Below are 22,606 nucleotides of genomic sequence, written 5' to 3'. Positions count from 1 at the left end.
GCCGTCTCGTGCGTCCTCATCCGTTCGTGAACTCCGGCTCGCGCTTGGCGAAGAAGGCGGCGGCTCCCTCGTGGAGATCGGCCGAATCGAAAATCTGCTGCTGCGCCCGAGTGGAGCGTGCCAGGGCCGCGTCCAGCGGCTCGTCGAGCGCGGCGTCGACGAGCCGCTTGGCGAGCCGATTTGAGACCGGACCGCGCCCGGCGATCGTCGCAGCCATCGTGCGGGCTCGATCCAGCGCCGATCCGGTCTCGGCGAGGCTGTTGACGATGCCCCAGTCGAGCGCGGTCGCGGCGTCGACGACCATGCCGGTGAACAGCATCTCCTTCGCCCGTGCCGGGCCGACGAGCCTTGCGAGGCGCACCGCCCCGTTGCCGGCAAGCCCGCCGAGCCGCGATTCCGTGAGGCCGATCCCGATCCCCGCCTTCAGCACCCGGATGTCGCAGGCCAGCGCCAGTTCGAGGCCGCCCCCGAAGGCCGGCGCGTCGATCGCCGCGATCGTCGGCACCGGCAGCAACGCCAGCGAGCGCAGCACCATGTCCTCGAAGAGGATCTTGCGTTCGCTCGCAGTCCCATCCCGCAGAGCCTCGAACTCGCGGATGTCGCTGCCGGCGCAGAAGGCCCGCCCCGCGCCGCCGTGGAGGATGACGCAGCGAATGTCGGTGCGGTCGGCGAGCGTCCGCAAATGGGCGTTCAGCTGCCGCAGGAACGGCCGCGTCACCAGATTCAGCGGGCCGCTGCAAAGCGTGATTTCGGCGATCGCCCCACGCAGCGACAGCGTGCAGAGCCGATCGCCTTCTTCGCCGCGATCCTCGGATTCGTCACTCATCCTCCGCGCTCCTCACCCGGCCTTCGGCAGGGTTCCGAGCCCGTGCAGGATGCCGAGACGCTCGAAGTGGCGGTGGATGCGATCGACATAGGCGGAGAACTCCGGCGCATCGCCGAGCACGATCGGGCGCGGGCGCGGCAGTTCCACCCGGATGTCCTCGATCACCTCGCCGGGACTGGGGCTCATGACGAGGATCCGGTCCGACAGGCCGACCGCCTCCTCGACGCTGTGGGTGATGAAGAGGACCGTCGGCCTGCGGCGCATCCAGAGCGATTCGAGATCGGTGCGGACCTGCAGCCGGGTCAGCGCGTCGAGGGCGCCGAACGGCTCGTCCATCAGGAGCAGCGACGGGTCGTGGACGAGGCTGCGGATCAGCGACACCCGCTGGCGCATGCCGCCGGAGAGCTGCCGCGGATACTTGTTCATCGCGTGCTCGAGATTGAGCTGGCCGAAGAGCTCGCGCGCCCGCGCCTCGATGTCCTTGTGCGGCAGCTTGCGGATGTCGGCATGCAGCATGACGTTCTGCAGGGCGGTGCGGAAGTCGAGGAGCAGGTGGTCCTGAAAGGCGATGCCGATGTCGGTGATCGGCTTCGTTACGGTCCGGCCGGCGACGGTGATCGTCCCGCTCGACCTGGCAAGGAGGCCGGCCACCATGAGCATCAGGGTGCTCTTGCCGCAGCCCGACGCGCCGACGACCGAGACGAACTCGCCGGGCGCGATGTCGGTGGTGATCGGCTTCAGCGCCTGGAACGGCTTTTCGGTGCCCTCGCCGAAGACCTTCGAGACGTTGTCGATCGCGATCGGCACACCGGGGACTGCGGCATCGTGTGCGCTGGCCGTCATGTGTTCCTCGTCTCATTCTGCGAGCCGCTCCTTGCCGAGGACGCGGACATCGCCTGCAGCGGGACCTTCGAGACCAGCAGGGCCTTGCGCCCCTTCTGCACCAGAGAGCCGTCCTGTTTGACGAGCTCCACGTCGAAGGTCGCGATCGCCTGCGTCGGCTTCGAGCGGCTGTCGCGAAGCTCGGCGAGGGTGTAGTTCACGAAGATCGTGTCGCCGACGAAGATCGGTCCGACGAAGCGCCAGTCGGCGATGCCGAGAAAGGCGATCGCCGTCTCCCGCAACTCGCCGGTGCGGGCCCACATCAGGCCGTGGGCATAGGCGAGACCGAGCATCCCGTGGGCGACCCGCCGGCCGAACTGGCTGCTCTCTGCATAGACGTCGCTCGTATGCAGCTCCGAAAAGTCGCCGGTGAGGCCGGCGAAGCCGACGAGATCGGCGTCGGTGATCGTCCGGCCCGGGCTGCGAAAGCGAAGCCCCTCGTAAAGGTCTTCGTAGCGGTATGAGGTTCTGACGCTCAACTTCGTCCGCCTCTCACTCTCTGCTGCCGGCCCCGCCGTGGCGGGGACCGGCCTCGTTTCACCAAACGTCACTGATTGCAGGGCTCGAGTTCGGACTCGGGCGGCAGGTAGTCGTTGGTGTAGTACATCGTCGGATCCTTGCCTTCGGGCAGAAGGCCGACCTTCGAGAGAAGGTCCTGCGTCTGGCTCCAGTGGGCGTCGGTCGCCTTGCCGATATACTTGGTGCCGCCGCTGCAGAAGAGCGGCGGGATCGCCGCGAGCTGCTGGGCGGCGAGCTTCGTGTCGACATCCGGGAAGGTCTTCTTCAGGTCGGCGACCGCCTGGTCGGAATTCTTCAGCGCGAAGCCCCATCCCTTGAGGCTCGCGGAGATGAATTTCTTCAAAACGTCCGGATTGTCCTTGATGAACTCCTCGCTGGCGAAGATCGAGGTGCTGACCGTCGGAACGCCGTGATCGGCGAACATGAAGCCGGTGACGTCCGCTCCCTGGGAGTCGAGCTGGATGTGGTAGTCGTCGACCGATCCGAGGATCGCATCCACCTGCTTCTGCAGCAGTGCCGGGACCATCGAGGCCGTCGGCATGTTGAGGAGATTGACGTCGGATTCCTTGAGGTTGTTGGCATCGAGGAAGAGCGGCAGCATGGTCACCTGCGAGCTGCCCGCCGGGACGCCGATCTTCTTGCCCTTCAGGTCGGCGATCGAGGTGATGCCGCTGCTCTTCAGAGCTTCGACCTCGTTGGGGTTCGACTGGTAGACCGTGGCGACGACCTTCATCGGCGCGCCCTTGGCGATCAGCTGGCTGACCGCGACGGCGTCGGCATAGGCGAGGTCGGCCTGGCCGCTCGCGACGAGCTGCGCCGTATTGGCCGAACCGTTGCCCTGGATGATGGTGACGTTCAGCCCGGCGTCCTTGTAGTAGCCCTCCTGCAGAGCCGCGGCGAAGCCGGCATTGGCGCCGCCGGCATACCAGTTGAGCTGGAATTTCACGTCGGTGTCGGCATAGGCGGACGTCGCCGCCAGCAGCGAGGCGCCGGCGAGCCCGATCCCGAGCAGGGTCTTGGTGATGTGTCTCATGCGTTTCCTCCACATTGTTCTTGCACGAAGCGTTTTGCCCGGCTGCGTCACTTGCCGTCGCGCTGCCAGGGAGCGAGAAGCCATTCGCTGAATTCGACCAGGTAGTTGATGGCGAGGCCGATCACCGTGAGGACGACGAGCACCGCGAAGGTCAGGTCGAGGTTCATCGTGCTCGTGCCCTTCAGAAGCACGTAGCCGAGGCCCTGGTTCGCCCCGACGAACTCCGCCACGATGGCGGCCGTCGCGGCGATCGTCGCCGACGTCTTGACGCCGGAAAAGATCACCGGAAGCGCGGCCGGAACGCGGAGGTAGCGGAAGGTCTGCCACTTCGACGCGCCCATCGAGCGGGTCAGGTAGAGAAGCCGCTGATCGAGGATCTGGAAACCGCTGATGCTGGCGATCAGCAGCGGGAAGAAGGTCATCAGCAGGGTCAAGACGACCTTCGACTCCATGCCGAAGCCGAACCAGACGAGAAACAGCGGCGCCATGGCGATCTTCGGCACCAGTTGCAGCAGCATTGCCGGCGGATAGAGCACCTGCTTGGCGATCGGCGAAAGGGCGATGACGAGGCCGAGCGGGATCGCCGTGACCAGCGTCAGGCCGAAGCCGAGCAGGATCTCGGCAAGCGTCACCTGGGCGTTGCGCCACAACATGCCGGATTCCCTGATCAACAGCTCGAAGACGCTGGCGGGGCCCGGCAGGAGATAGGCGGGGATCGCGAAGATCTGGACCGCGGCTGCCCAGATGCCGATGATGATGACGAAGGTGAGCGCCGGAATCAGGTTCCAGCAGACGAGCCGCAAGGTCCGCAACGCCCTGCGTCTGCGCGCCGCCGGATCAGGGGCCGGAGCCGCGCGAGGGCGTGCGGCGGCGGGCGCCGTCGAAACACCTGAAGTCATGATCGCATCCTCCCATCGCCGAACCGACTCCTCCATCGAGAAACGGCGATCAATTCTGGAACGTTATTCCATCTTGGAAGGACATGCAAGTTTGCGCCCGGCGCCCAGGGCCATCGCTCGAAGCCGGGCGGAGCACGGGGATTGGCCTGATCTCCCCCCTTGCGGGCGAGATGGGTGGCAACCCAGAGGGGGGTACCGCGCGACGTTCAAGAATCCGGCACCGAGCCCCCCTCTGCCTCCCGAGCCGGTCGAAGGACGGCATCTCCCCCGCAAGGCGGGAGATCGAAGCGTCGCCGATGGCGCTTGCCTTCGACGCGTCGACGCGACCGCGATGGGTCTTTGGCGTCGAGGCAACGGACAGGCGGCGGGCCGCTCGTGTCCGAAAGAGCGGGGTGGGAGCCTTGTGAGGATCAGCCGAGGACGCCCGGCAGCCTCAGCCCCTTCTCCTTCGCGCATTCCACCGCGTCTTCGTAGCCGGCATCGGCATGGCGCATGACGCCGGTCGCGGGGTCGTTCCAGAGCACCCGTTCCAGGCGCCGTGCGGCGTCCTCGGTGCCGTCGGCGACGATCACCATGCCGGCATGCTGGGAGAAGCCCATACCGACGCCGCCGCCGTGATGCAGCGACACCCAGGTCGCGCCGGAGGCGGTGTTGAGGAGGGCGTTGAGCAGCGGCCAGTCGGAAACGGCGTCCGAGCCGTCCTGCATCGCCTCGGTCTCGCGGTTCGGCGAGGCGACCGAACCGGAATCGAGGTGATCGCGACCGATGACGACGGGAGCCTTCAGTTCGCCTGAGGCGACCATCTCGTTGAAGGCGAGGCCGAGGCGATGCCGGTCGCCGAGCCCGACCCAGCAGATCCGCGACGGGAGCCCCTGAAAGCGAATGCGCTCGCGCGCCATGTCCAGCCAGTGGTGCAGATGGGCGTCGTCCGGCAGCAGTTCCTTCACCTTGGCGTCGGTCCGGTAGATGTCCTCCGGGTCGCCGGAGAGCGCCGCCCAGCGGAACGGGCCGATGCCGCGGCAGAACAGCGGGCGGATGTAGGCCGGCACGAAGCCGGGGAAGGCGAAGGCGTCCGAGACCCCCTCCTCCAGCGCCATCTGCCGGATGTTGTTGCCGTAGTCGACCGTCGGGACGCCCGCGCGATAAAGTTCGAGCATCGCGCGGACCTCAGTCGCCATCGAGGCCCTGGCGGCGGCAGCGACGGCCTTCGGGTCGCGCTCGCGCCTTTCCTCCCATTCGGCCAGCGTCCAGCCGGCCGGCAGATAGCCGTTCACCGGGTCGTGGGCCGAGGTCTGGTCGGTGAGGATGTCGGGCCTGACGCCGCGCCGCGCCATCTCCGGCAGAACCTCGGCCATGTTGCCGAGCAGCGCGACGGAGACCGGCTTCCCCGCCGCGGTGGCCTCGTCGATCATCGCCAGCGCCTCGTCGAGATCCTGCGCCTGCCGGTCGACATAGCCGGTCTTCAGCCGGAACTCGATCGAGGACGGCCGGCACTCGACGGCAAGGCACGAGGCGCCGGCCATGGTCGCCGCGAGGGTCTGCGCACCGCCCATGCCGCCGAGCCCGGCGGTGAGGATCCAGCGGCCGGAGAGGTCGCCGCCGTAGTGCTGGCGGCCCATCTCGACGAAGGTCTCGTAAGTGCCCTGCACGATCCCCTGCGAGCCGATGTAGATCCACGAGCCGGCGGTCATCTGGCCGTACATGGCGAGCCCCTTCCGATCGAGCTCGTTGAAGTGGTCCCAGGTCGCCCAGTGCGGCACGAGGTTGGAATTGGCGATGAGGACGCGCGGCGCGTCCCTGTGGGTCCTGAAGACGCCGACCGGCTTGCCCGACTGGACGAGCAGCGTCTCGTCGGCCTCCAGCTCCCGCAGCGCCGCGACGATGCGGTCGAAGCTCTGCCAGTCGCGCGCCGCCCGGCCGATGCCGCCATAGACCACGAGTTCCTGCGGCCGTTCCGCGACCTCGGCGTCGAGATTGTTCATCAGCATGCGCAGCGGCGCCTCGGTCAGCCAGCTCTTGGCGGAGATCTCGGTGCCGCGCGGAGCGGAGATCTTCCGGGCGTTGTCGAGGCGGATCGGCGGCGTGGTCATCGTGAGCGGCTCCTCAGGCGAGCGTCGGGAGGGTCAGCGGGGCGACGGCGTCGACGACGGCGCCGGAGCGCACGAGGCCGGCGGCGGCTTCGATGTCGGGCGAGAAGTGCCGGTCGTCCTGAAGCGTCGGCACCTTCGACCGCACGAGGCGCCGGACGGCTTCGAGCGGGCCGCTGGAAGCGAGACCGCCACCGATCAGGTCGCAGCCCTGCGCGGCGGCGAGAAGTTCGATCGCGACGACGTTCGACAGGTTGTCGGCCATCGCCGAAAGGCGCCGCGCACCGTGCGCGGCCATCGAGACGTGGTCTTCCTGGTTGGCCGAGGTCGGGATCGAGTCGACGCTCGCAGGATAGGCCCGCTGCCGGTTCTCCGAGACCAGCGCCGCGGCGGTCACCTGCGGGATCATGAAGCCGGAGTTGAGGCCGGGCCTCGGCGTGAGGAAGGCCGGCAGCAGCGACAGGACGGGATCGACCAGAAGGGAGATGCGGCGCTCGGCGATCGAGCCGATCTCGCAGAGCGCCAGCGCGATCATGTCGGCGGCAAACGCCACCGGCTCGGCGTGAAAGTTGCCGCCAGACAGCGCCTCGTCGGAGTCGGCGAAGATCAGCGGATTGTCGGAAACGCCGTTCGCCTCGGTCTGGAGGGTCGCCGCCGCCTGGCGCAGGAGATCCAGCGCCGCGCCCATCACCTGCGGCTGGCAGCGCAGGCAGTAGGGATCCTGCACCCGCTCGTCGCCGACCCGGTGCGAGGCACGGATCGCCGAGCCCTCCATCAGCGCGCGCAGCGCCGCCGCCGTCTCGATCTGGCCGGCATGGCGGCGCAGCGCATGGATGCGCGGATCGAAGGGCGTGTCGGAGCCGCGTCCCGCATCGGTCGACAGCGCGCCGGTGACGAGGGCGGACTGGTGCAGACGCTCGGCCTCGAACAGGCCGGCCAGCGCGTTGGCGGTCGAGAACTGCGTGCCGTTGAGCAGCGCCAGCCCCTCCTTCGGCCCGAGCGTCAGCGGTTCGAGCCCGGCCGCGCGGAGCGCCGCCTCGGCGGGCTTGCGCTCGTTTCCAGCGACGATCTCGCCGACGCCGATCATCGCCGCGGTCATGTGGGCGAGCGGCGCCAGATCGCCGGAGGCGCCGACCGAGCCCTGACAGGGCACGACCGGCGTCAGGCCGCCCTTCAGCATCGCTTCGAGGAGCCGCACGGTCTTCGGCTCGACGCCCGAGGCACCCTGCGCGAGCGAGGCGAGCTTCAGCGCCATCATCAGCCGCGCCACCGCGACCGGCATCGGCTCGCCGACGCCCGCGGCATGGGAGAGAACGATGTTGCGCTGCAGCGTTTCGAGATCCGCCGCGCCGATCCGGACGCTGGCGAGCTTTCCGAAGCCGGTGTTGATGCCGTAGACCGGCTCGCCGCGGGACAGGATCCGGCGGACGGCGGCGGCGGAGGCCTCGATCGACGGATAGGCCGCAGGAGCGAGCGAAGGCACCGCGCCGCGATAGACCGCGCGCCAGTCGGCGAGGCAAACCTTTCCCGGCTGAAGAACCAGCATCCGGCTCATCGTCCCGTCCCTTTCCAGATGCGGCCCTTCCAGATGCGTGCATGAAGCGGGTTGAAGCCGATCCGGTAGACGAGTTCGGCCGGGCTCTCGATGTCCCAGATCGCGAGGTCGGCGGATTTGCCGGCCTCGAGCGTCCCGGTCTCGGCGGCAAGGCCGAGGGCGCGCGCGGCGTTGCGGGTGACGCCGAGAAGGCATTCATCGACGGTCAGGCGGAACAGCGTCGCCGCCATGTTCATCGTCAGGAGCAGCGAGGTCAGCGGCGAGGTTCCCGGGTTGCAGTCGGTGGCGACGGCCATCGCGACGCCGTGCCGGCGGAAGGCATCGACCGGCGGGACCTTGGTCTCCCGAATGAAATAGAAGGCGCCGGGCAGCATGACCGCGACCGTGCCGGCCTTCCCCATCGCTTCCGCGCCGGCCTCGCTGGTATATTCGAGATGGTCGGCCGAAAGCGCGCCGTAGCGTGCGGCGAGCGCCGCACCGGAGAGGTCCGAGAGCTGGTCGGCATGAAGCTTCACCGGCAGGCCCGCTGCCTTTGCGGCATCGAAGACGCGGGCGATCTCCTCCGGCGAGAAGGCGATCTTCTCGCAGAAGCCGTCGACGGCATCGGCGAGGCCCTCGGCGGCGATCGCCGGCAGCATTTCCTCCACCACCCGCGCGATGAAGCCTGCCTTGTCCCCGGAAAACTCCGGCGGCAGTGCGTGTGCGCCGAGAAAGGTCGTGCGTACCGAGACGGGCCGCTCGCGGCCCAGCCGGCGCGCGACCTTCAGCGCCTTCGCCTCGTTGCCGGCGTCGAGCCCGTAGCCGGATTTCACTTCGACGGTGGTGACGCCCTCGGCAATCAGCGCGTCGAGCCGCGGCAGCGTCTCGGCGAGAAGCCGGTCCTCGCCCGCCGCGCGCAGCGCGTTCACCGACGAGACGATGCCGCCACCGGCCCGCGCGACCTCCTCGTAGCTCGCCCCAGCGAGCCGCAGTTCGAACTCTTTGGCGCGGTTGCCGGCCCAGACCAGATGGGTGTGGCAGTCGATCAGCCCCGGCGTGATCCAGCGCCCCCCGCAGTCGACGGTCTCGGCCCCGGCGGCGAGGGCCTGCGGCACCTCGGCTTCCGGACCGGCGAAGAGGATGCGCCCGCCCGCCGCTGCGACTGCCCCCTTCTCGACGACGCCGAGGCCGGAAAGCCCCGCGCTCATCGTGGCGAGACGCGCGTTGCGCCAGAGGGTCGGCCGCTCTGTTTCATCCGTCGGAGCCATGATGCACCTTCGTCGCCGGGCTTTCGCTCCGGATCATGTATAGACATATTAGGCGGCCTCGCAAGCCGCGTCGCCGCCAAAGGAGATCTTCATGACGACCATCCACGCCGAACAGGCGCTGACACCGGAGGGCTGGCGGCAGAATGTCAGGATCGCGATCGAGGGCGGCAGCATCGCGGCGGTCGCGGACGGAACGGCTAGAGCCGGCGACGAGCGCGCGGCGATCCTCGTCCCGGCGATGCCGAACCTCCACAGCCACGCCTTCCAGCGGGCGATGGCGGGGCTCGCCGAGATCCGCGGCCCGGGCGTCGACACCTTCTGGGTCTGGCGCGAGACGATGTATCGCTTCGCCCTCGCCATGACCCCCGACGACGTCGCGGCGGTGGCGGCACAGCTTCATGTCGAGATGCTGGAGGCGGGCTTCGGCGCCGTCGGCGAGTTCCACTATCTCCACCACGACCATGACGGCCGCCCCTACGGCCAGGTCGGCGCCATGGCCGAGGCGATCGCCGCGGCCGCCGGCGAGACCGGCATCGGCCTGACGCTCATTCCCGTGCTCTACGCCCATTCGACCTTCGGCGGAGCCGCGCCCAATCCCGGCCAGCGCCGCTTCGTCTCGGACCGCGACGGCTTCGCGCGGCTCGTCGAGGCGGCCGGGGCCGCCGTCGCGGCGCTTCCCGGCGGCGTACTCGGCGTCGCCGGCCACAGCCTGCGGGCGGTGACGCCTGAGGAACTCGCCTTCGCGGCCTCGCTGCGGCCGGACGCGCCGATGCACATCCATGCCGCCGAGCAGGTCCGGGAAGTCGAGGACTGCCTCGCCTGGTCCGGCCGGCGGCCGGTGGAATGGCTGCTCGACAATGCCGACCTGTCGGAGCGCTGGTGCCTGATCCATGCGACGCACATGACGGGCGAGGAGACGGCGCGTCTGGCGAGAAGCGGCGCGGTCGCCGGCCTCTGCCCGATCACCGAGGCGAGCCTCGGCGACGGCTTCTTCCCCGCTCGCGAGTTCCGCGATCACGACGGCCGGTTCGGCGTCGGCTCCGACTCCAACGTCCTGACCGGGGTCGCCGAGGAACTGCGCCAGCTCGAAACCGCGCAGCGGCTCGCCCGCCGCAGCCGCAACGTCATGGCCGAGCCCGGCGCATCGACCGGGCGGGCGGTGTTCGACGCCGCGCTTTCAGGGGGAGCGCAGGCGCTCGGCCGTCCCGTCCCGGCGATCGCCGCCGGCGCGCCGGCCGACCTCGTCTCGCTCGACGCCGACCATCCGGCGCTGATCGGGCGCAACGGCGACGCCATTCTCGATTCGTGGATCTTCGCCGCCTCCCGCCCCGCGGTGGACGGCGTCTGGGTGCGCGGCAGGCGGCGGGTCAGCGACGGCCGGCACCATGATCGGGAGGCCGTCTACGGGCGTTTCCGCAAGGTCGCAGAGGCTCTTGCGGGGAAGCTTTGAGAAATTGCTCGATCGTTCGGAGAAAGCCGGAAGCGTCATGGGGCGTCGGCCGTGATCAAAAATTTCGCGCTTTCGCATCTGCTCAATCGTTGACAAGCCGGGCGGGGCAGGCTTGCTTATGTCTAGATTTATCCGCACCGGCGCCCGCAGGCGGCGGCCCGTCCCGATGGAGAGATGATGGCAATGAACAAACGTTTCCTGATGAAGGCGATGCTCGGCCTGTCGCTGGCGCTCGGCCTGCCGCTGGCCGCCCATGCGGAGGATACGCTGGCGAAGGTGAAGTCGGCCGGCGTCCTCAAGGTCGGCACGGAAACGGCGTTCGCGCCCTTCGACTTCATCAACGAGAGCGGCGAGCACGCAGGCCTCAACGTCGACATGTTCGACGAGATCGGCAAGGAACTCGGCGTCAAGATCGAATGGGTGACGCTGCCCTGGGACGGCGTCCTGCCTGCCCTCGAGGCCGGCAAGTTCGACATGGTGGCGGGTCCGGCGACGATCACCAAGGCACGGCTCGAGCGCTACCGCTTCACGATTCCGATCGCCGAGGCGACGGTGGCGCTGCTGAAGCAGGCCGGCGACGACAGCCTGTCCAAGCCGGAGGACATCGCCGGCAAGCTGGTCGGCTCCGGCAAGGCGACGGCCCAGCTCGCCCAGCTGCAGGAATTCGGCAAGTCGCTGAAGGGCGGCGTCGAGACCCGCGAATATGTCAGCTTCAACGAGGCCTATGCCGATCTCGCCGCCGGCCGCATCGTCGCTGTCGCCAACTCGCTGCCGAACATCGCCTATGTGGCGCAGCAACAGTCGGACACCTTCGCGGTGGTCAAGCCCGCCTTCGGCCAGCCGAGCTATTTCGGCTTCATCGGCACCAAGAAGCCCGAGGATCAGTCGCTGCTCGACGCCGTCGACGCCGCGATCCTCAAGATGAAGCAGGACGGACGGCTCGGCAAGATGCAGGAAAAGTGGTTCGGCACGACCTTCGACACGCCGGACACGGTGCCCGAGCCGAAGGTCTGACGCCGCCGGCCACAGCCGCGTCCGCCGCAGGCCCTCGCCGCCCGCGGCGGACCATCCGCCGATGAAGGACGAGACGAGCCGCCAATGTCCCTCAGACTCTTCGAGCTGATGCTCTGGGCGGCGGGCTACACCGTCGTCATCAGTGCCATCTCGATCGTGATCGGCCTTGGCATCGGCCTCCTCGTCTGCGCCGCCAAGCTGTCGCCGAACCGGCTCCTCTCGCTGCCGGCGACGCTGTTCATCAGCTTCTTCCGCGGCGTGCCGCTGCTCGTCCAGCTGCTGCTCATCTACAATCTGCTGCCGGCGGTCGGGATCTCCGTGCCGAGCGTCGTCGCCGCCGTCGTCGGCCTGTCGCTGTGCACCGCCGCCTATCAGGCCGAAAACCTGCGCGGCGGCTTCAACTCGGTGCCGAAGGGGCTGCTCGAAGCCGCCGACATGGTCGGCCTCACCCCGTGGCAGCAGCTGAAGCGCATCCGGGCGCCGATCGCCTTCCGGCTGACCCTGCCGGCCCTCGTCAACGAGGCGATCCTCATCCTCAAGGCCTCCTCGCTGATCTCCGTCGTCGGCGTCATCGAGCTGACCCGCATGGCCCAGAACCTCGCCGCGAGCACCTACAAGCCGCTCTTGTTCTATTCCGTCGCCGGCGCCCTCTACCTCGTCATCTGCTGGACCGTGGCCGGCGGCGGCGCGCTGGCCGAGCGCATGGCCCGGGTGGGCCGCGCATGAGCCTCGACTTCGGCCTCATGCTCGAGAAGCTGCCGGAGATCCTTGCCGGCCTCTGGGTGACGATCTGGGTCTGGGTGGTCGCGACGGCGTTGGGTGCGGCGCTCGGCTTCCTCGTCGCCGCGGCGCGGCGCTACGGCCCTCCGCCGGTCGACTGGCTGCTGCGGCTTCTCGTCGAGATCCTGCGCGGCACGCCCTTCCTGGTGCAGCTCTTCCTGCTCTATTTCGGCGGCCCCTTCGTCGGGCTGCGGCTGGAGCCGATCCCGGCCGGCCTCATCGGCCTGACCGTCTATGCCGGCGCCTATTTCTCCGAGATCTTCCGGGCGGGCTTCGACGCCGTGCCCCGCGGCCACGTCGAGGCCGCCCAGTGCGTCGGCCTGTCGCGCTCGCAGATCCTGCGGCGCATCCTGCTGCCGGAGATGACCATGCTGGTCCTGCCGCAATGCGTGAACATGGCGATCCTCCTGATCAAGGAGACGGCGATCCTGTCGATCATCACCGTACCGGAGATGACCATGGTCATCGGCGCCATCGGCTCGCAGCAATATGCCTTCGCCGACGCGATGTTCCTGCTCGCGCTCTTCTACTGGGTGCTCGTCGAGATCTGCGGCCTTCTCGGCCGGATCGCCGAGGCCCGGCTCTCGAAATTCAGGTTTGCCGCGTGATGAGCGACACCGCCCCCCTCGCCCCGCGCGCCAGCACCGCCGAGACGCCAGAGGCCGACGCCGCCGTCCTCGTGCGGGGCGTGACCAAGAGATTCGGCGACACCGAGGTGCTGGCCGGCATCGACCTCAAGGTCCCGACCGGCGCCACCACCTGCCTGATCGGGCCTTCGGGCTCGGGCAAGTCGACGCTTCTGCGCTGCATCGCCTTCCTCGAAGAGGCGACCACCGGCACGATCGAGATCCACGGCGACCCGCTCGGCTTCGCCGAAGCGCCGGACGGCGGCCGCACCCGCCTGTCGCCGCAAAGCATCCGGGCGGTGCGCTCGCGGATCGGCATGGTCTTCCAGCAGTTCAATCTCTGGCCGCACATGACCGCGCTCGGCAATGTCTGCGAGGCGCTCGTCACCGTCCGCAGGATGCGGCGCAGCGAGGCGGAGGAGCACGGCATGGCGCAACTTTCCCGCGTCGGCCTCGCCAACCGCGCGAAACACTACCCCTCCGAACTCTCGGGCGGCCAGCAGCAGCGCGTCGCCATCGCAAGGGCGCTGGCCCTCGATCCCGAGGTCATGCTCTTCGACGAGCCGACCGCCTCGCTCGATCCCGAGCTCACCGGCGAGGTGCTGAACGTCATGCGCGACCTCGCCGGCTCCGGCATGACGCTGCTCGTCGTCACCCACGAGATCGGCTTCGCGGCGACCGTCGGCCAGCGGATCGCCTTCCTCGACCACGGGCGCCTGCTCCTCGACGGAACGCCGCGGGAGGTCTTCGGGGAGCCGCGGCATCCGCGCCTCGCCCAGTTCCTCGAGACCTATCTCGACCGCGGCGCCGCAGCGCTGGTCTAGACGATGACCCGGAAGACCGCCGGCGGCCGGCCGGTGCCATCGAAGGCCGAATCGGATGCGGGGCGGGACCGCCCGCGCCCGGGCCGCCCGTTCGCGGCGAGGCCGTGCCGCGACGGCCGTACCATTGCGGGGACGGGACCGGCATGACCGCGCGGATGCCATCCGAGGCCTCCGGCGACAGGAAGCGCTCGCTGCACGAGACCATCCGCTCCGACATCGAGGGCAGCATCGTCTCCGGCGCCTGGCAGCCGGGCAGCCAGATCCCCTTCGAGCAGGATCTCGCGGCCCGCTACGGCTGCTCGCGCATGACCGTCAACAAGGTGCTGACCGAACTCTCCCGCGCCGGCCTCATCGAGCGGCGGCGCAAGGCCGGCAGCTTCGTGCGCCGGCCGAGTTCGCAATCGGCGGTGCTTAAGATCGTCGACGTCAGGCGCGAGGTCGAGGCCCTCGGCCTGCCCTATCACTTCGAGATCCTGCGGCGCGCCGTGCGGCCCGCCATCAAGGCCGACCAGCCGCTGCTCGCCGTTTCGGCCGGAACGCCCGTCCTCGACATCACCTGCCGGCATTTCGCCGCCCGCCGGCCGTTCTGCCTCGAAGACCGGCTGATCAATCTTTCCGCCGTGCCGGAGGTCGCGGACGAGGGCTTTGCGACGCTCTCGCCCGGCGCCTTCCTGGTGTCGAGGATCCCCTGGTCGACGGCCGAACACCGCATCCGGGCATCGGCGGCGGACGCTGCCGCGGCGGAGGTGCTTCTCGTCGCGCCCGGCTCGCCCTGCCTCGTCGTCGAGCGGCGCACCTTCGACCAGGACCGGCCGATCACCCATGTCCGCCTCGTCTATCCCGGGGACGGCCACGAAATGGTCGCGCGCTTCGCTCCGACGGGAGGGTGATCCGCGGCACCGCCGCCGCCGTGCCGACGTGCCGAAGCTGCGACAATTGGGCAACAGCCGTGGCCCGGCCGCACCGACTCCGAAATCATGACTAGATTAGTCATAATATCTCGCATAGCCGTTACGTCAGTCATTTCTTGCGTAGCGGGTGTTTCATGCGTCGGTCGTCCCGGAGAGGTCCCTCCAGCCATCCATCAACCCTCGGGGCGCTCGCCGGCGTGCTCGCGGCGGCCGGATATTTCGGCCCCCTCGCGGAAAGCCCGGCGCAGGCCCAGTCAGTGGTCAGGCTCGACGAAGTGGTGATCGGCAATGCCGGGGACGAGGCATCTTCCGGCGGCGACGCGGGCGGTCTCGCCGATCCCGGCGAGGTCGACGGCTACGTCGCCAAGAAGGCCACCGCGGGTTCGAAGGTCGCGACGCCGCTCGCCGAAATTCCCCAGGCCGTCTCGGTGATCGGCCAGGAAGAACTGAAGGACCGCGGCGCCCAGAAGGTCGACGAGGCCCTGCGCTACACCCCGGGCGTCTTCGCCCAGCCCTTCGGCTACGACAGCGACACCGACTGGGTCTACATCCGCGGCTTCGACGCCACCCAGTCCGGCATGTTCCTCGACGGGCTGCAGCTCTACCAGTACGCCTTCGCCGGCATCACCGTCGATCCCTTCCTGCTCGACCGGATCGAGGTGCTGCGGGGTCCGGCCTCGGTCCTCTACGGCGGCTCCAGCGCCGGCGGCATCGTCAACGAGGTGTCGAAGCGCGCCGACGGCGACCATCACGGCTATGTCGAGGCCGGCGTCACCGACGATCCCAACGGCTATGTCGGCTTCGACGTCGGCGACGCGTTCTTCGAGGCGAGCCCCTGGAGCTACCGGATCGTCGGCCGCGTCAAGGGCGGCGACACCCAGACCGACTATGCCGACAACTTCCGCGGCGTCGTGGCGCCGAGCCTGCTCTACGAGCCGGATGCCGACACGCGGCTCGCGGTCTATGCCACCTACCAGTACGACGACCAGCGCCACACCGGCGGCTTCTGGCCCTATGTCGGCACGGTGACGGCGGCCCCCTACGGCTTCGTGCCGCGCGACCTCTACTACAGCGAACCGGGGCTCGATTCCTTCAGGTCGAAACAGGCGAGCATCGGCTACGACCTCCAGCAGGCGCTGACCGACGAGCTGACCTTCCGCTCAAACACGCGGCTGATCCATGTCGAGCGCAGCGAGTACGGCCCCTACCCCTACGACTTCGACACCACCGACAACACGCTCTACCGGCTGAACTTCGCCCACGACACCAAGGCCGATCTCGTCGAGACCGACAACCAGCTGGTGTTCGAGGATCAGATCGGCGCGGTGCACCACCAGCTCCTCGCCGGCGTCGACTACAAATACTATCGGATCGACCAGTGGCAGGCGACCGGCCCTGCCGACCAGCTCGACCCGATCGATCCGGTCTACACCGACAATCTCGGCGCGCTCTACGATCCCTATGTCGACGAGACGCTCGACATGAACCAGCTCGGCTTCTACGCCCAGGAGCAGGCGAAGTTCGGCGACGGATGGGTCCTCACCCTGAACGGCCGCTACGACGAGGTCTGGATCGACCGCGACGACCAGACGGCGACGAACAACGACTACGACCGCGAAGACGGCTCGGTCTCCGGCCGCGCCGGCCTCGCCTACGAGTTTGCCGGCGGCCTCACCCCCTATGTCAGCGTGGCGCGCTTCTTCGAGCCGCAGATCGGCACCGACACGGCCGGCGAGCCCGTCGGTCCGCAGACCGGCGAACAGTACGAGGTCGGCCTGAAATATTCGCCGACCTTCCTCGATGCGACGCTGACCGCCTCGCTGTTCGACCTGACCCGCCGCAACACACTGCAGACGCGCGTCCTCAACGGCCAGTACGTGACGGCGGCGCTCGGCGAGGTCCGCTCGCGCGGCGTCGAGGTGGAGGCGAACGTCAATCTCGACGAGGCGTGGAACGTCAAGGGCGCCTTCACCGCCTACGACCTCGAAATCACCGAGGACGCCAACGCGGCGATCGTCGGCAATCGCCCCTATCTCATCCCGGAGATCCTCGCCTCGGCCTGGCTGAACTACACCGTGCCGAGCGGCCGCCTGAAGGGGGTGACGGCCGGCGCCGGCATCCGCTATCAGGGCGACAGCTACGCCGACAACGAGAACACGCTGAAGGTTCCGGACGCGACGGTCTTCGACGTCAAGCTCGGCTACGAACAGGACGACTGGGGCGTGTCGCTCAACGTCAACAACGTCTTCGACAAGGAATACGTGTCCGGCTGCCAGAGCGCCTACAGCTGCGCCTATGGCGAAGGACGCACGGCGCTCCTGAAGACGCATTTCAGCTTCTGACACCGAGAGGCGTCGCATGATCCTCGGTTCCGCATCGGGCGAGCGGACGCCTCGGCGTCCGCGTCCGCCGGCATGACGATGCAGCTTGCCGAAAGCCCCCCGGACAGTCGGGAAGACACCGCAGACGTGCCGCTCTTCCGCGTCGAGGACGTCGGCTTTGCGGCAGGTGGCCGGCCGATCCTCAGAGACCTCTCGCTTCGTCTCGAGCCGGGTCTCGTCCACGGGCTGATCGGCCCGAACGGTTCCGGCAAGTCGACCCTCGTCAGGCTGCTCGCCCGCCAGACCGTGCCGAGCCGGGGCACGATATGCTTCGCCGGGCGCCCGATCGAAGGCTTCGGACGACGCGACTTCGCGCGGCGGCTCGCCTATCTGCCGCAGACGCCGCCGGCGACCGACGGCATGACCGGCCGCGAACTCGTCGCCCTCGGACGCTATCCCTGGCACGGCCCGCTCGGTCGGCTCGGCCGAGGCGACCGGGACGCGATCGAGGCGGCGATGGCGCGCACCGACACCGAGGGCTTCGCCGACCGCCAGGTCTCGGAGCTTTCCGGCGGCGAACGCCAGCGCGTCTGGCTGGCCATGCTGCTCGCCCAGGAGACCGGGTGCCTCGTCCTCGACGAACCGACCTCGGCCCTCGACGTCGCCCACCAGGCGGAGATGCTCGGCCTCGTGCGAAGGCTCTCGCAGGACCGCCGACTTTCCGTCGTCATCGTCCTCCACGACATCAACATGGCGGCGCAGATCTGCGACCGCCTCGTCGCGCTGCGCGAGGGACGCATCGTCGCCGACGGCGGCCCGGCGGCGATCATGCGCCCCGAGGTGCTCGAGGCGATCTACGGCGTCAGGATGGGCATTCTGAAGCGGCCGGACGCCGGCCCGCCGATCGGCTACGTCAAGTGACGGCACAGGTTTCGCAGATCACGCGCCGGGCGGCGCTTGCCGGGCTTGGCGCGAGCGCCTTCGCCGGCCGGGTCCCTCGGGCGGACGCCGCGGGCGTCGCGGGGGCGGGCCGCGTCGCCGTCGTCGACTGGGCGCTTCTCGAAACCTTCCTCGCGCTCGGCCTCCCCCCTGCCGCGGCGCCAGAACTGATCCTCTATCGCCGCCTGGTCGTCGAGCCCGCGGTGCCGGAAACGGTCGCCGACCTCGGCCTGCGCGGGGCGCTTTCCTTCGAGCGCCTTGCAATGATCCGCCCGGACGTCGTCTACGGCAGCAACTACAGCGCCTGGGCCGCGCCCCAGATCGAGCGGATCGCCCGTTTCCGGATTTTCGACCTGTTCCTGCCGGGCGAGCCGCCGCTCGCAAGGATCGAGGCGATGACGGTCGCCGTCGCGGCGGAGTGCGGGATCGCCGGGCGGGGGCGAGGCCTCGTCGCCGATGGCGCGCGCCGATTTGCCGAAGCGCGCGAGGCGCTTCGCACGGCATCGGCCCCGCCGGTGCTCCTCGTCGACGTCGGCGATGCCGGCCACGTCAGGGTCTTCGGCGCCGACTCGCTGTTCGGCGACACGCTGTCGCGCCTCGGCCTCGAGAACGCCTGGCGGGGCGGCACACGCTACAGCGCCAACGCGCCGGTCGGGATCGAGCGGCTCGCGGCCTTCCCCGACGCCTTCCTCGTCGGCGTGGGCCCCGTGCCGCCGGACGCCCGGCGCGCCATCGAGACCGGCGCCCTCTGGCGGGCGCTGCCCGCCGTCGCGGCCGGCCGCTTCGCGCTTCTGCCGCCCTGCGACGCCTTCGGCGCGCTGCCCGCGGCGACGCGGTTCGCCGGCTTCCTGACCGACGCCCTGCTTCACCGAAGCGGCCGGTCGGCCGGATGAGACAGGATCTGAAATCCGCCGCCGCCCGGATGCGCGGGCGGGGCGTCGCGGCGGCGGGCTGGCTCGCGCTTTTCGCGGCGTCCCTCGCCGTCTTCGCGCTCGCCGCGAAGAGCGCCACCGTCGGCCTCGCTCCGGGTTTTTCCGAGACATTCCTGATCGCCGGCCTGTTGCCGCGCGGCGTTTTCGCCCTCCTCGGCGGCGCCGCCCTCGGGCTTGCCGGCGCGCTCCTGCAGCAGGCGCTGCGCAACCCTGCCGCCGACCCGTCGACCCTCGGCATCGGCGCCGGGGCGCAGCTCGCGCTCGGTATAGCGACGCTTCTCGCGCCGGCGCTTCTCGCCGGGGCGAAGGTCCTCGTCGCCTTCGCCGGCGGAGCGGCCGCGCTGGCCCTCGTCCTCATCCTGTCGCGGCGCCGCAACTACGACCCCGTGACGATGATCCTCTGCGGTCTCGTCGTCTCGCTCGTCGCCTCGTCCCTCTCGGCGACGCTGATCCTTGCCGGCGGCGACTACATGATGTCGCTCTATCTCTGGGGCGGCGGGGCGCTCGACCAGAGCGGCTGGCGCAGCGACGCGGCCATCGGCCTCATGCTCGGCGTCGCCGCTCCCGCGGTCTTCCTCATGCGCCGGCCGCTTGCGATCCTCTCCCTTTCGGACGAGAGCGCCAGGGGCGTCGGCGTCGCGACGGGGGCGATCCGGCTGGCGGCGGCCGTCCTTGCGACGGTGCTCGCGACGGGCGTCATCGCTTCCGTCGGCATCGTCGGCTTCGTCGGCCTGGCCGCGGCCAATCTGGCGCGGCTCTCCGGCGCCCGCAGCGCCTCCGCCCGGCTCGTCGCGGCGCCGCTGATCGGCGCCGTCCTGTTGTTTGCGACCGACGCGGCCGTCCTCGCGCTGCAGCAGCTCGCCGGCACGACCATCCCCACCGGCGCAGTGACGGCGCTGCTCGGCGGGCCGGTGCTCCTCTGGCTGCTGCCGCGCCTGCCGCACCGGTCGGTCTCCACGCTTCCCGCCCCGGCCCGGCGGATCCGCGCCGTTTCCCTCGGCCTTGCGGCTCTCGCCGCCGCCACCGCCGCCGCAACGCTCGTCTCGCTTTACCTCGCCCCCGACGGCCGGGCGTTCCTCTCCTCGGCAGACCTTGCCGAAACCCTGATGCCGCTTCGCTGGCCACGCCTCGTCTCCGGCGCGGCCGCGGGAGCCCTGCTCGGAGCCGCCGGCACCATCCTGCAGCGCGTCACCGCCAATCCGATCGCCAGCCCGGAGGTTCTCGGCATCAGCACCGGCGCCGGCCTCGGCCTCGCCGCCCTGCTGGTCATCGATCCCCTTGCCGGAAGCGGTCCGACCTTCGCCGCCGCGGCCGGCGGCTCACTGGCCGCCCTCGCCGCGATCCTCGCCTTCGCCCACGCCGCACGACTCGGCCCCGAACGGCTGATCCTCGGCGGGATCGCCGTCGCCTCGCTCGCGGGTGCCGGCGTGACGCTCGTCCTTTCCCGCGGCGGCCCGGAAGCGACGCGGCTTCTTGACTGGATGAGCGGCTCGACCCTGCGCGTGACGCCCGGCGTCGCTGTCGCCGAGGCGCTTCTCGCCATCGTCCTCGTCCCGCTGGCGCTTTTCGGCCACCGGTGGCTCGCGATCCTGCAGCTCGGCGAGGCGACGGCCATCGGTCTCGGCATCTCGCCGCAACGGGCCGGAGGATTGCTGGTCGCACTTGCGGCCGTCGCGACCGCCGCCGCGACGCTTGCCGTGGGGCCGCTCTCCTTCGTCGGGCTGATGGCGCCGCATCTCGCCCGCACGGTCGGTTTCTCGAGGCCGCGCGACCAGCTCGCCGCATCGGCGCTCGTCGGAGCCCTGCTGATGATCGTGACGGATACGGCGGCCCGCAGCCTCGCCTTCCCCTACCAGCTGCCGACCGGCCTCGTCGCCGCGCTGGTCGGGGGGGCCTATCTCGTCGCGCTGGTGCGCCGAAAGGCCCCGGCGGGATGAACCCGCCGGGGCCGGTCTGAGGGCCGCACGGCGGCCCGCCGGCCCGCCGGCCGCGAAACGCCGCTATTCTGTGAATTCGACGGTGACGCCGGGCTTCACCAGCTTGGCGAGTTCCATCGCGTCCCAGTTGGTCAGGCGCACGCAGCCATGGCTGTTGGTCTTGCCGATCTTCGAGGGTTCCGGCGTCCCGTGGATGCCGTAGGTGGGCTTCGACAGCGCGATCCAGACGGTGCCGACGGGGCCGTTCGGGCCCGGCGGAATGGTCAGTACCTTGTCGTTCGACCCCTGCTTGAAGTTCACCTTCGGATTGTAGGTGTAGTTCGGATTGAAGGCGATCCGGTTCACCTGCACCGTGCCGGAGGGAGACGGCGTGTCGGTCGAGCCGATCGTCGCCGGATAGGCGGCGATCAACGTGCCGTCCGCCGCATAGGCGCGAACCTGCTCGCGGCCCTTGTCGGCGATGATCTTCGCCACCTCGCCGGAGACGTTGCTGCCGACATTCGCCACCTTGATCTTCGTTCCGGCGCGGCTGAAGTCGGCGCCCGGATTGATCGAGGTGAGGTAGCTCTCGTCCATGTGGAAGCGCTCGGCGAGCCGCTCCGAGACCCGCTCGAAGCTCATCTCGGGCAGTTTTGCCTTCTCGCCGTAGTCGCTCGGAATAGACGCGACATAGGGCCCGGCGACGTCCTCGTTGGTGATCTCGTATTCGATGATCGGCGGCCCGCCGGTGGCGTCGAGGTCCTCCGCGAGGACCTGCGCGTCGCCGGTCTGCAGCGTCTTGCCGAACTTCTCGCGATAGGCGGCGACGGCCTTGTTGACGTTGCCGCCCATGCGGCCGTCGATGACGCCGGGCGACATGCCGGCCCGATCGAGCAGGATCTGGAGCGCGGCGACCTGCGTCCGGTCGTTCTGGTTGCCCGGGGAGGCGACGGCCGGGGCCGGATTGCTCTCCTCGATGGTCTGTCCGTCGTCGCCGGACAGCGGCTCCGAGCCGAGGGTATCCTGTGCCGGGCCGTCGGATCCCGCCGCCGGCAGGCCGCGATCGGCGCCGTCTTGCGGCAGCCCCGCCTCGCGCACGGTGTCGGTCCCGTCGGCCCCACCCGGGGCGGGCAGCGGCGAGGCCTCCACCGGCCCCCGGTCTTCGTAGCGCGGCTCGGTATAGCCGTCGTCGGGGCCGAAGCCCGGATCGTCATAGGGATCGATCGTCGCCGGCCGGCGGCGATCCGGCACCCGGCCGAAATCCCGGCCCGGCGCGACGTCGACGCGGCCCTCCACCGTCACGCCCGGCGGCGGCGGCGCGTCGATGATCGCGTCACGACGATCCCTGAAGCGGTCGCGGCGGCCCTGGAAGCCGCGCCGCGGCCGGTCGACGCCGACCACCCGGCCGCGCCCGTCGAGATAGACGCGCTGGCCGTACTGATCGACATAGACCTCGACCGCCCCGTCGGGGACGTTGAAGTCGAAAGCCTGCGCCACCCGCACCGGCGCGGCATCGGTTTCGGCGGCGACGGTCGTTCCGGCCGGAAGCGCCAGAAGATACAGTCCCGCCAGACCCGCCCGCTTCAGTCTCGTGGTCAACTCGATCGTCCTTCCAAGTCGTCGCGCTTCGGCCGCGAGCGTCGCTTCGCCGCACCGGCGCAGGTGATTCGTCGCCCAGCCTTAAGGAAATACCCCTTTTCGAACCTGAAGCTTGCCATGTGAACCGGACATGAAGATGGCCGGCGGCAGCGACCGCGACGTCGCCGCCGGGCATTGGCGACGGAACGAACGCGGTGCGGCACGGCGACAAGTGGAAAGCCGAGACGACTTCCCGTCGTCGCCGAT

At 69.6% G+C, this 22,606-nt stretch carries 18 protein-coding genes and 1 pseudogene; 10 read left to right on the top strand and 9 right to left on the bottom strand.

All coding sequences use genetic code 11. From position 1 onward, the window contains the following. Positions 1–16 precede the first annotated feature (16 nt). From J1C47_RS19705 to hutI, 8 genes are all read right to left on the bottom strand, one after another. Positions 17–826 (bottom strand): enoyl-CoA hydratase/isomerase family protein, encoded by an 810-nt coding sequence (locus J1C47_RS19705; RefSeq protein ID WP_207352506.1) that lies wholly within the window; start codon positions 824–826, stop codon positions 17–19. 12 nt (positions 827–838) lie between these two features. Then, complete coding sequence (locus tag J1C47_RS19700; RefSeq protein ID WP_207352505.1) at positions 839–1,669, bottom strand: ABC transporter ATP-binding protein; 831 nt, start codon at positions 1,667–1,669, stop codon at positions 839–841. Further along, entirely contained in the window at positions 1,666–2,187 is a 522-nt protein-coding gene (locus J1C47_RS19695; protein WP_207352504.1) for a MaoC/PaaZ C-terminal domain-containing protein, read from the bottom strand. Before J1C47_RS19695 ends, J1C47_RS19700 begins: the two co-directional genes overlap by 4 nt. 68 nt (positions 2,188–2,255) lie before the next feature. Next, positions 2,256–3,260, bottom strand: a complete 1,005-nt coding sequence (locus J1C47_RS19690; RefSeq protein WP_207352503.1) for an ABC transporter substrate-binding protein — start codon at positions 3,258–3,260, stop codon at positions 2,256–2,258. A gap of 47 nt (positions 3,261–3,307) precedes the next feature. Then, a complete protein-coding gene (locus J1C47_RS19685) occupies positions 3,308–4,072 on the bottom strand; it encodes an ABC transporter permease (RefSeq protein ID WP_245396689.1) in 765 nt (254 codons plus the stop codon). A 497-nt stretch (positions 4,073–4,569) separates the two neighbouring features. Then, positions 4,570–6,249: a urocanate hydratase gene (hutU, locus tag J1C47_RS19680; RefSeq protein ID WP_207352501.1), complete on the bottom strand. Its 1,680-nt coding sequence runs from the start codon at positions 6,247–6,249 to the stop codon at positions 4,570–4,572. Positions 6,250–6,262: 13 nt separating this feature from the next. Further along, positions 6,263–7,792 (bottom strand): histidine ammonia-lyase, encoded by a 1,530-nt coding sequence (gene hutH / locus J1C47_RS19675; RefSeq protein WP_245396688.1) that lies wholly within the window; start codon positions 7,790–7,792, stop codon positions 6,263–6,265. A 5-nt stretch (positions 7,793–7,797) separates the two neighbouring features. Further along, positions 7,798–9,048, bottom strand: a complete 1,251-nt coding sequence (hutI, locus tag J1C47_RS19670) for an imidazolonepropionase (protein WP_207352499.1) — start codon at positions 9,046–9,048, stop codon at positions 7,798–7,800. Between the two features lie 91 nt (positions 9,049–9,139). On the opposite strand from hutI, the gene J1C47_RS19665 reads away from it, so the two are divergent. The 10 genes and pseudogenes from J1C47_RS19665 (at position 9,140) to fhuB (ending at position 20,782) form a co-directional block, all read left to right on the top strand. Continuing rightward, entirely contained in the window at positions 9,140–10,498 is a 1,359-nt protein-coding gene (locus tag J1C47_RS19665) for a formimidoylglutamate deiminase (RefSeq protein WP_207352498.1), read from the top strand. Positions 10,499–10,681: 183 nt separating this feature from the next. Beyond that, positions 10,682–11,512: a transporter substrate-binding domain-containing protein gene (locus tag J1C47_RS19660; protein ID WP_207352497.1), complete on the top strand. Its 831-nt coding sequence runs from the start codon at positions 10,682–10,684 to the stop codon at positions 11,510–11,512. Between the two features lie 84 nt (positions 11,513–11,596). Then, a pseudogene (locus J1C47_RS19655) lies at positions 11,597–12,234 on the top strand (amino acid ABC transporter permease); the annotation flags it as partial. Beyond that, positions 12,235–12,900 carry an amino acid ABC transporter permease gene (locus tag J1C47_RS19650; RefSeq protein ID WP_207352495.1) on the top strand — a complete coding sequence of 222 codons (666 nt, stop codon included), beginning with the start codon at positions 12,235–12,237 and terminating at the stop codon, positions 12,898–12,900. Continuing rightward, on the top strand, positions 12,900–13,742 hold the full coding sequence (locus tag J1C47_RS19645; RefSeq protein WP_207352494.1) for an amino acid ABC transporter ATP-binding protein: 843 nt from the start codon (positions 12,900–12,902) through the stop codon (positions 13,740–13,742). The genes J1C47_RS19650 and J1C47_RS19645 overlap by 1 nt, the downstream gene beginning before the upstream one ends. A 143-nt stretch (positions 13,743–13,885) precedes the next feature. Then, positions 13,886–14,632, top strand: a complete 747-nt coding sequence (hutC, locus tag J1C47_RS19640; RefSeq protein WP_245396687.1) for a histidine utilization transcriptional repressor HutC — start codon at positions 13,886–13,888, stop codon at positions 14,630–14,632. A 155-nt stretch (positions 14,633–14,787) separates the two neighbouring features. Then, positions 14,788–16,995: a TonB-dependent siderophore receptor gene (locus tag J1C47_RS19635; RefSeq protein WP_207352493.1), complete on the top strand. Its 2,208-nt coding sequence runs from the start codon at positions 14,788–14,790 to the stop codon at positions 16,993–16,995. A gap of 78 nt (positions 16,996–17,073) precedes the next feature. Then, positions 17,074–17,895 (top strand): ABC transporter ATP-binding protein, encoded by an 822-nt coding sequence (locus J1C47_RS19630; protein WP_207352522.1) that lies wholly within the window; start codon positions 17,074–17,076, stop codon positions 17,893–17,895. Continuing rightward, entirely contained in the window at positions 17,892–18,806 is a 915-nt protein-coding gene (locus tag J1C47_RS19625; protein ID WP_207352492.1) for an ABC transporter substrate-binding protein, read from the top strand. The genes J1C47_RS19630 and J1C47_RS19625 overlap by 4 nt, the downstream gene beginning before the upstream one ends. Then, on the top strand, positions 18,803–20,782 hold the full coding sequence (fhuB, locus tag J1C47_RS19620) for a Fe(3+)-hydroxamate ABC transporter permease FhuB (RefSeq protein ID WP_207352491.1): 1,980 nt from the start codon (positions 18,803–18,805) through the stop codon (positions 20,780–20,782). Before J1C47_RS19625 ends, fhuB begins: the two co-directional genes overlap by 4 nt. A gap of 63 nt (positions 20,783–20,845) precedes the next feature. On the opposite strand, the gene J1C47_RS19615 is transcribed toward fhuB, so the two are convergent. Then, complete coding sequence (locus tag J1C47_RS19615; RefSeq protein ID WP_245396686.1) at positions 20,846–22,360, bottom strand: L,D-transpeptidase family protein; 1,515 nt, start codon at positions 22,358–22,360, stop codon at positions 20,846–20,848. Positions 22,361–22,606: the final 246 nt, after the last annotated feature.

The sequence above is a fragment of the Jiella sonneratiae genome, assembly GCF_017353515.1.
In the GTDB taxonomy this organism is placed as follows: domain Bacteria; phylum Pseudomonadota; class Alphaproteobacteria; order Rhizobiales; family Rhizobiaceae; genus Jiella; species Jiella sonneratiae.
Note: the sequence above shows the minus strand (reverse complement) of the source record. Positions and strands in the feature narration are given on the sequence as shown.

What these genes read in the sequence shown, in the direction of transcription:
- J1C47_RS19705 (WP_207352506.1), bottom strand. Translation starts at nt 826, where the DNA reads ATGAGTGACGAATCCGAGGATCGCGGCGAAGAAGGCGATCGGCTCTGC.
- J1C47_RS19700 (WP_207352505.1), bottom strand. Translation starts at nt 1,669, where the DNA reads ATGACGGCCAGCGCACACGATGCCGCAGTCCCCGGTGTGCCGATCGCG.
- J1C47_RS19690 (WP_207352503.1), bottom strand. Translation starts at nt 3,260, where the DNA reads ATGAGACACATCACCAAGACCCTGCTCGGGATCGGGCTCGCCGGCGCC.
- hutU (WP_207352501.1), bottom strand. Translation starts at nt 6,249, where the DNA reads ATGACCACGCCGCCGATCCGCCTCGACAACGCCCGGAAGATCTCCGCT.
- hutH (WP_245396688.1), bottom strand. Translation starts at nt 7,792, where the DNA reads ATGCTGGTTCTTCAGCCGGGAAAGGTTTGCCTCGCCGACTGGCGCGCG.
- hutI (WP_207352499.1), bottom strand. Translation starts at nt 9,048, where the DNA reads ATGGCTCCGACGGATGAAACAGAGCGGCCGACCCTCTGGCGCAACGCG.
- J1C47_RS19665 (WP_207352498.1), top strand. Translation starts at nt 9,140, where the DNA reads ATGACGACCATCCACGCCGAACAGGCGCTGACACCGGAGGGCTGGCGG.
- J1C47_RS19660 (WP_207352497.1), top strand. Translation starts at nt 10,682, where the DNA reads ATGAACAAACGTTTCCTGATGAAGGCGATGCTCGGCCTGTCGCTGGCG.
- J1C47_RS19650 (WP_207352495.1), top strand. Translation starts at nt 12,235, where the DNA reads ATGAGCCTCGACTTCGGCCTCATGCTCGAGAAGCTGCCGGAGATCCTT.
- J1C47_RS19645 (WP_207352494.1), top strand. Translation starts at nt 12,900, where the DNA reads ATGAGCGACACCGCCCCCCTCGCCCCGCGCGCCAGCACCGCCGAGACG.
- hutC (WP_245396687.1), top strand. Translation starts at nt 13,886, where the DNA reads ATGACCGCGCGGATGCCATCCGAGGCCTCCGGCGACAGGAAGCGCTCG.
- J1C47_RS19635 (WP_207352493.1), top strand. Translation starts at nt 14,788, where the DNA reads ATGCGTCGGTCGTCCCGGAGAGGTCCCTCCAGCCATCCATCAACCCTC.
- J1C47_RS19630 (WP_207352522.1), top strand. Translation starts at nt 17,074, where the DNA reads ATGCAGCTTGCCGAAAGCCCCCCGGACAGTCGGGAAGACACCGCAGAC.
- fhuB (WP_207352491.1), top strand. Translation starts at nt 18,803, where the DNA reads ATGAGACAGGATCTGAAATCCGCCGCCGCCCGGATGCGCGGGCGGGGC.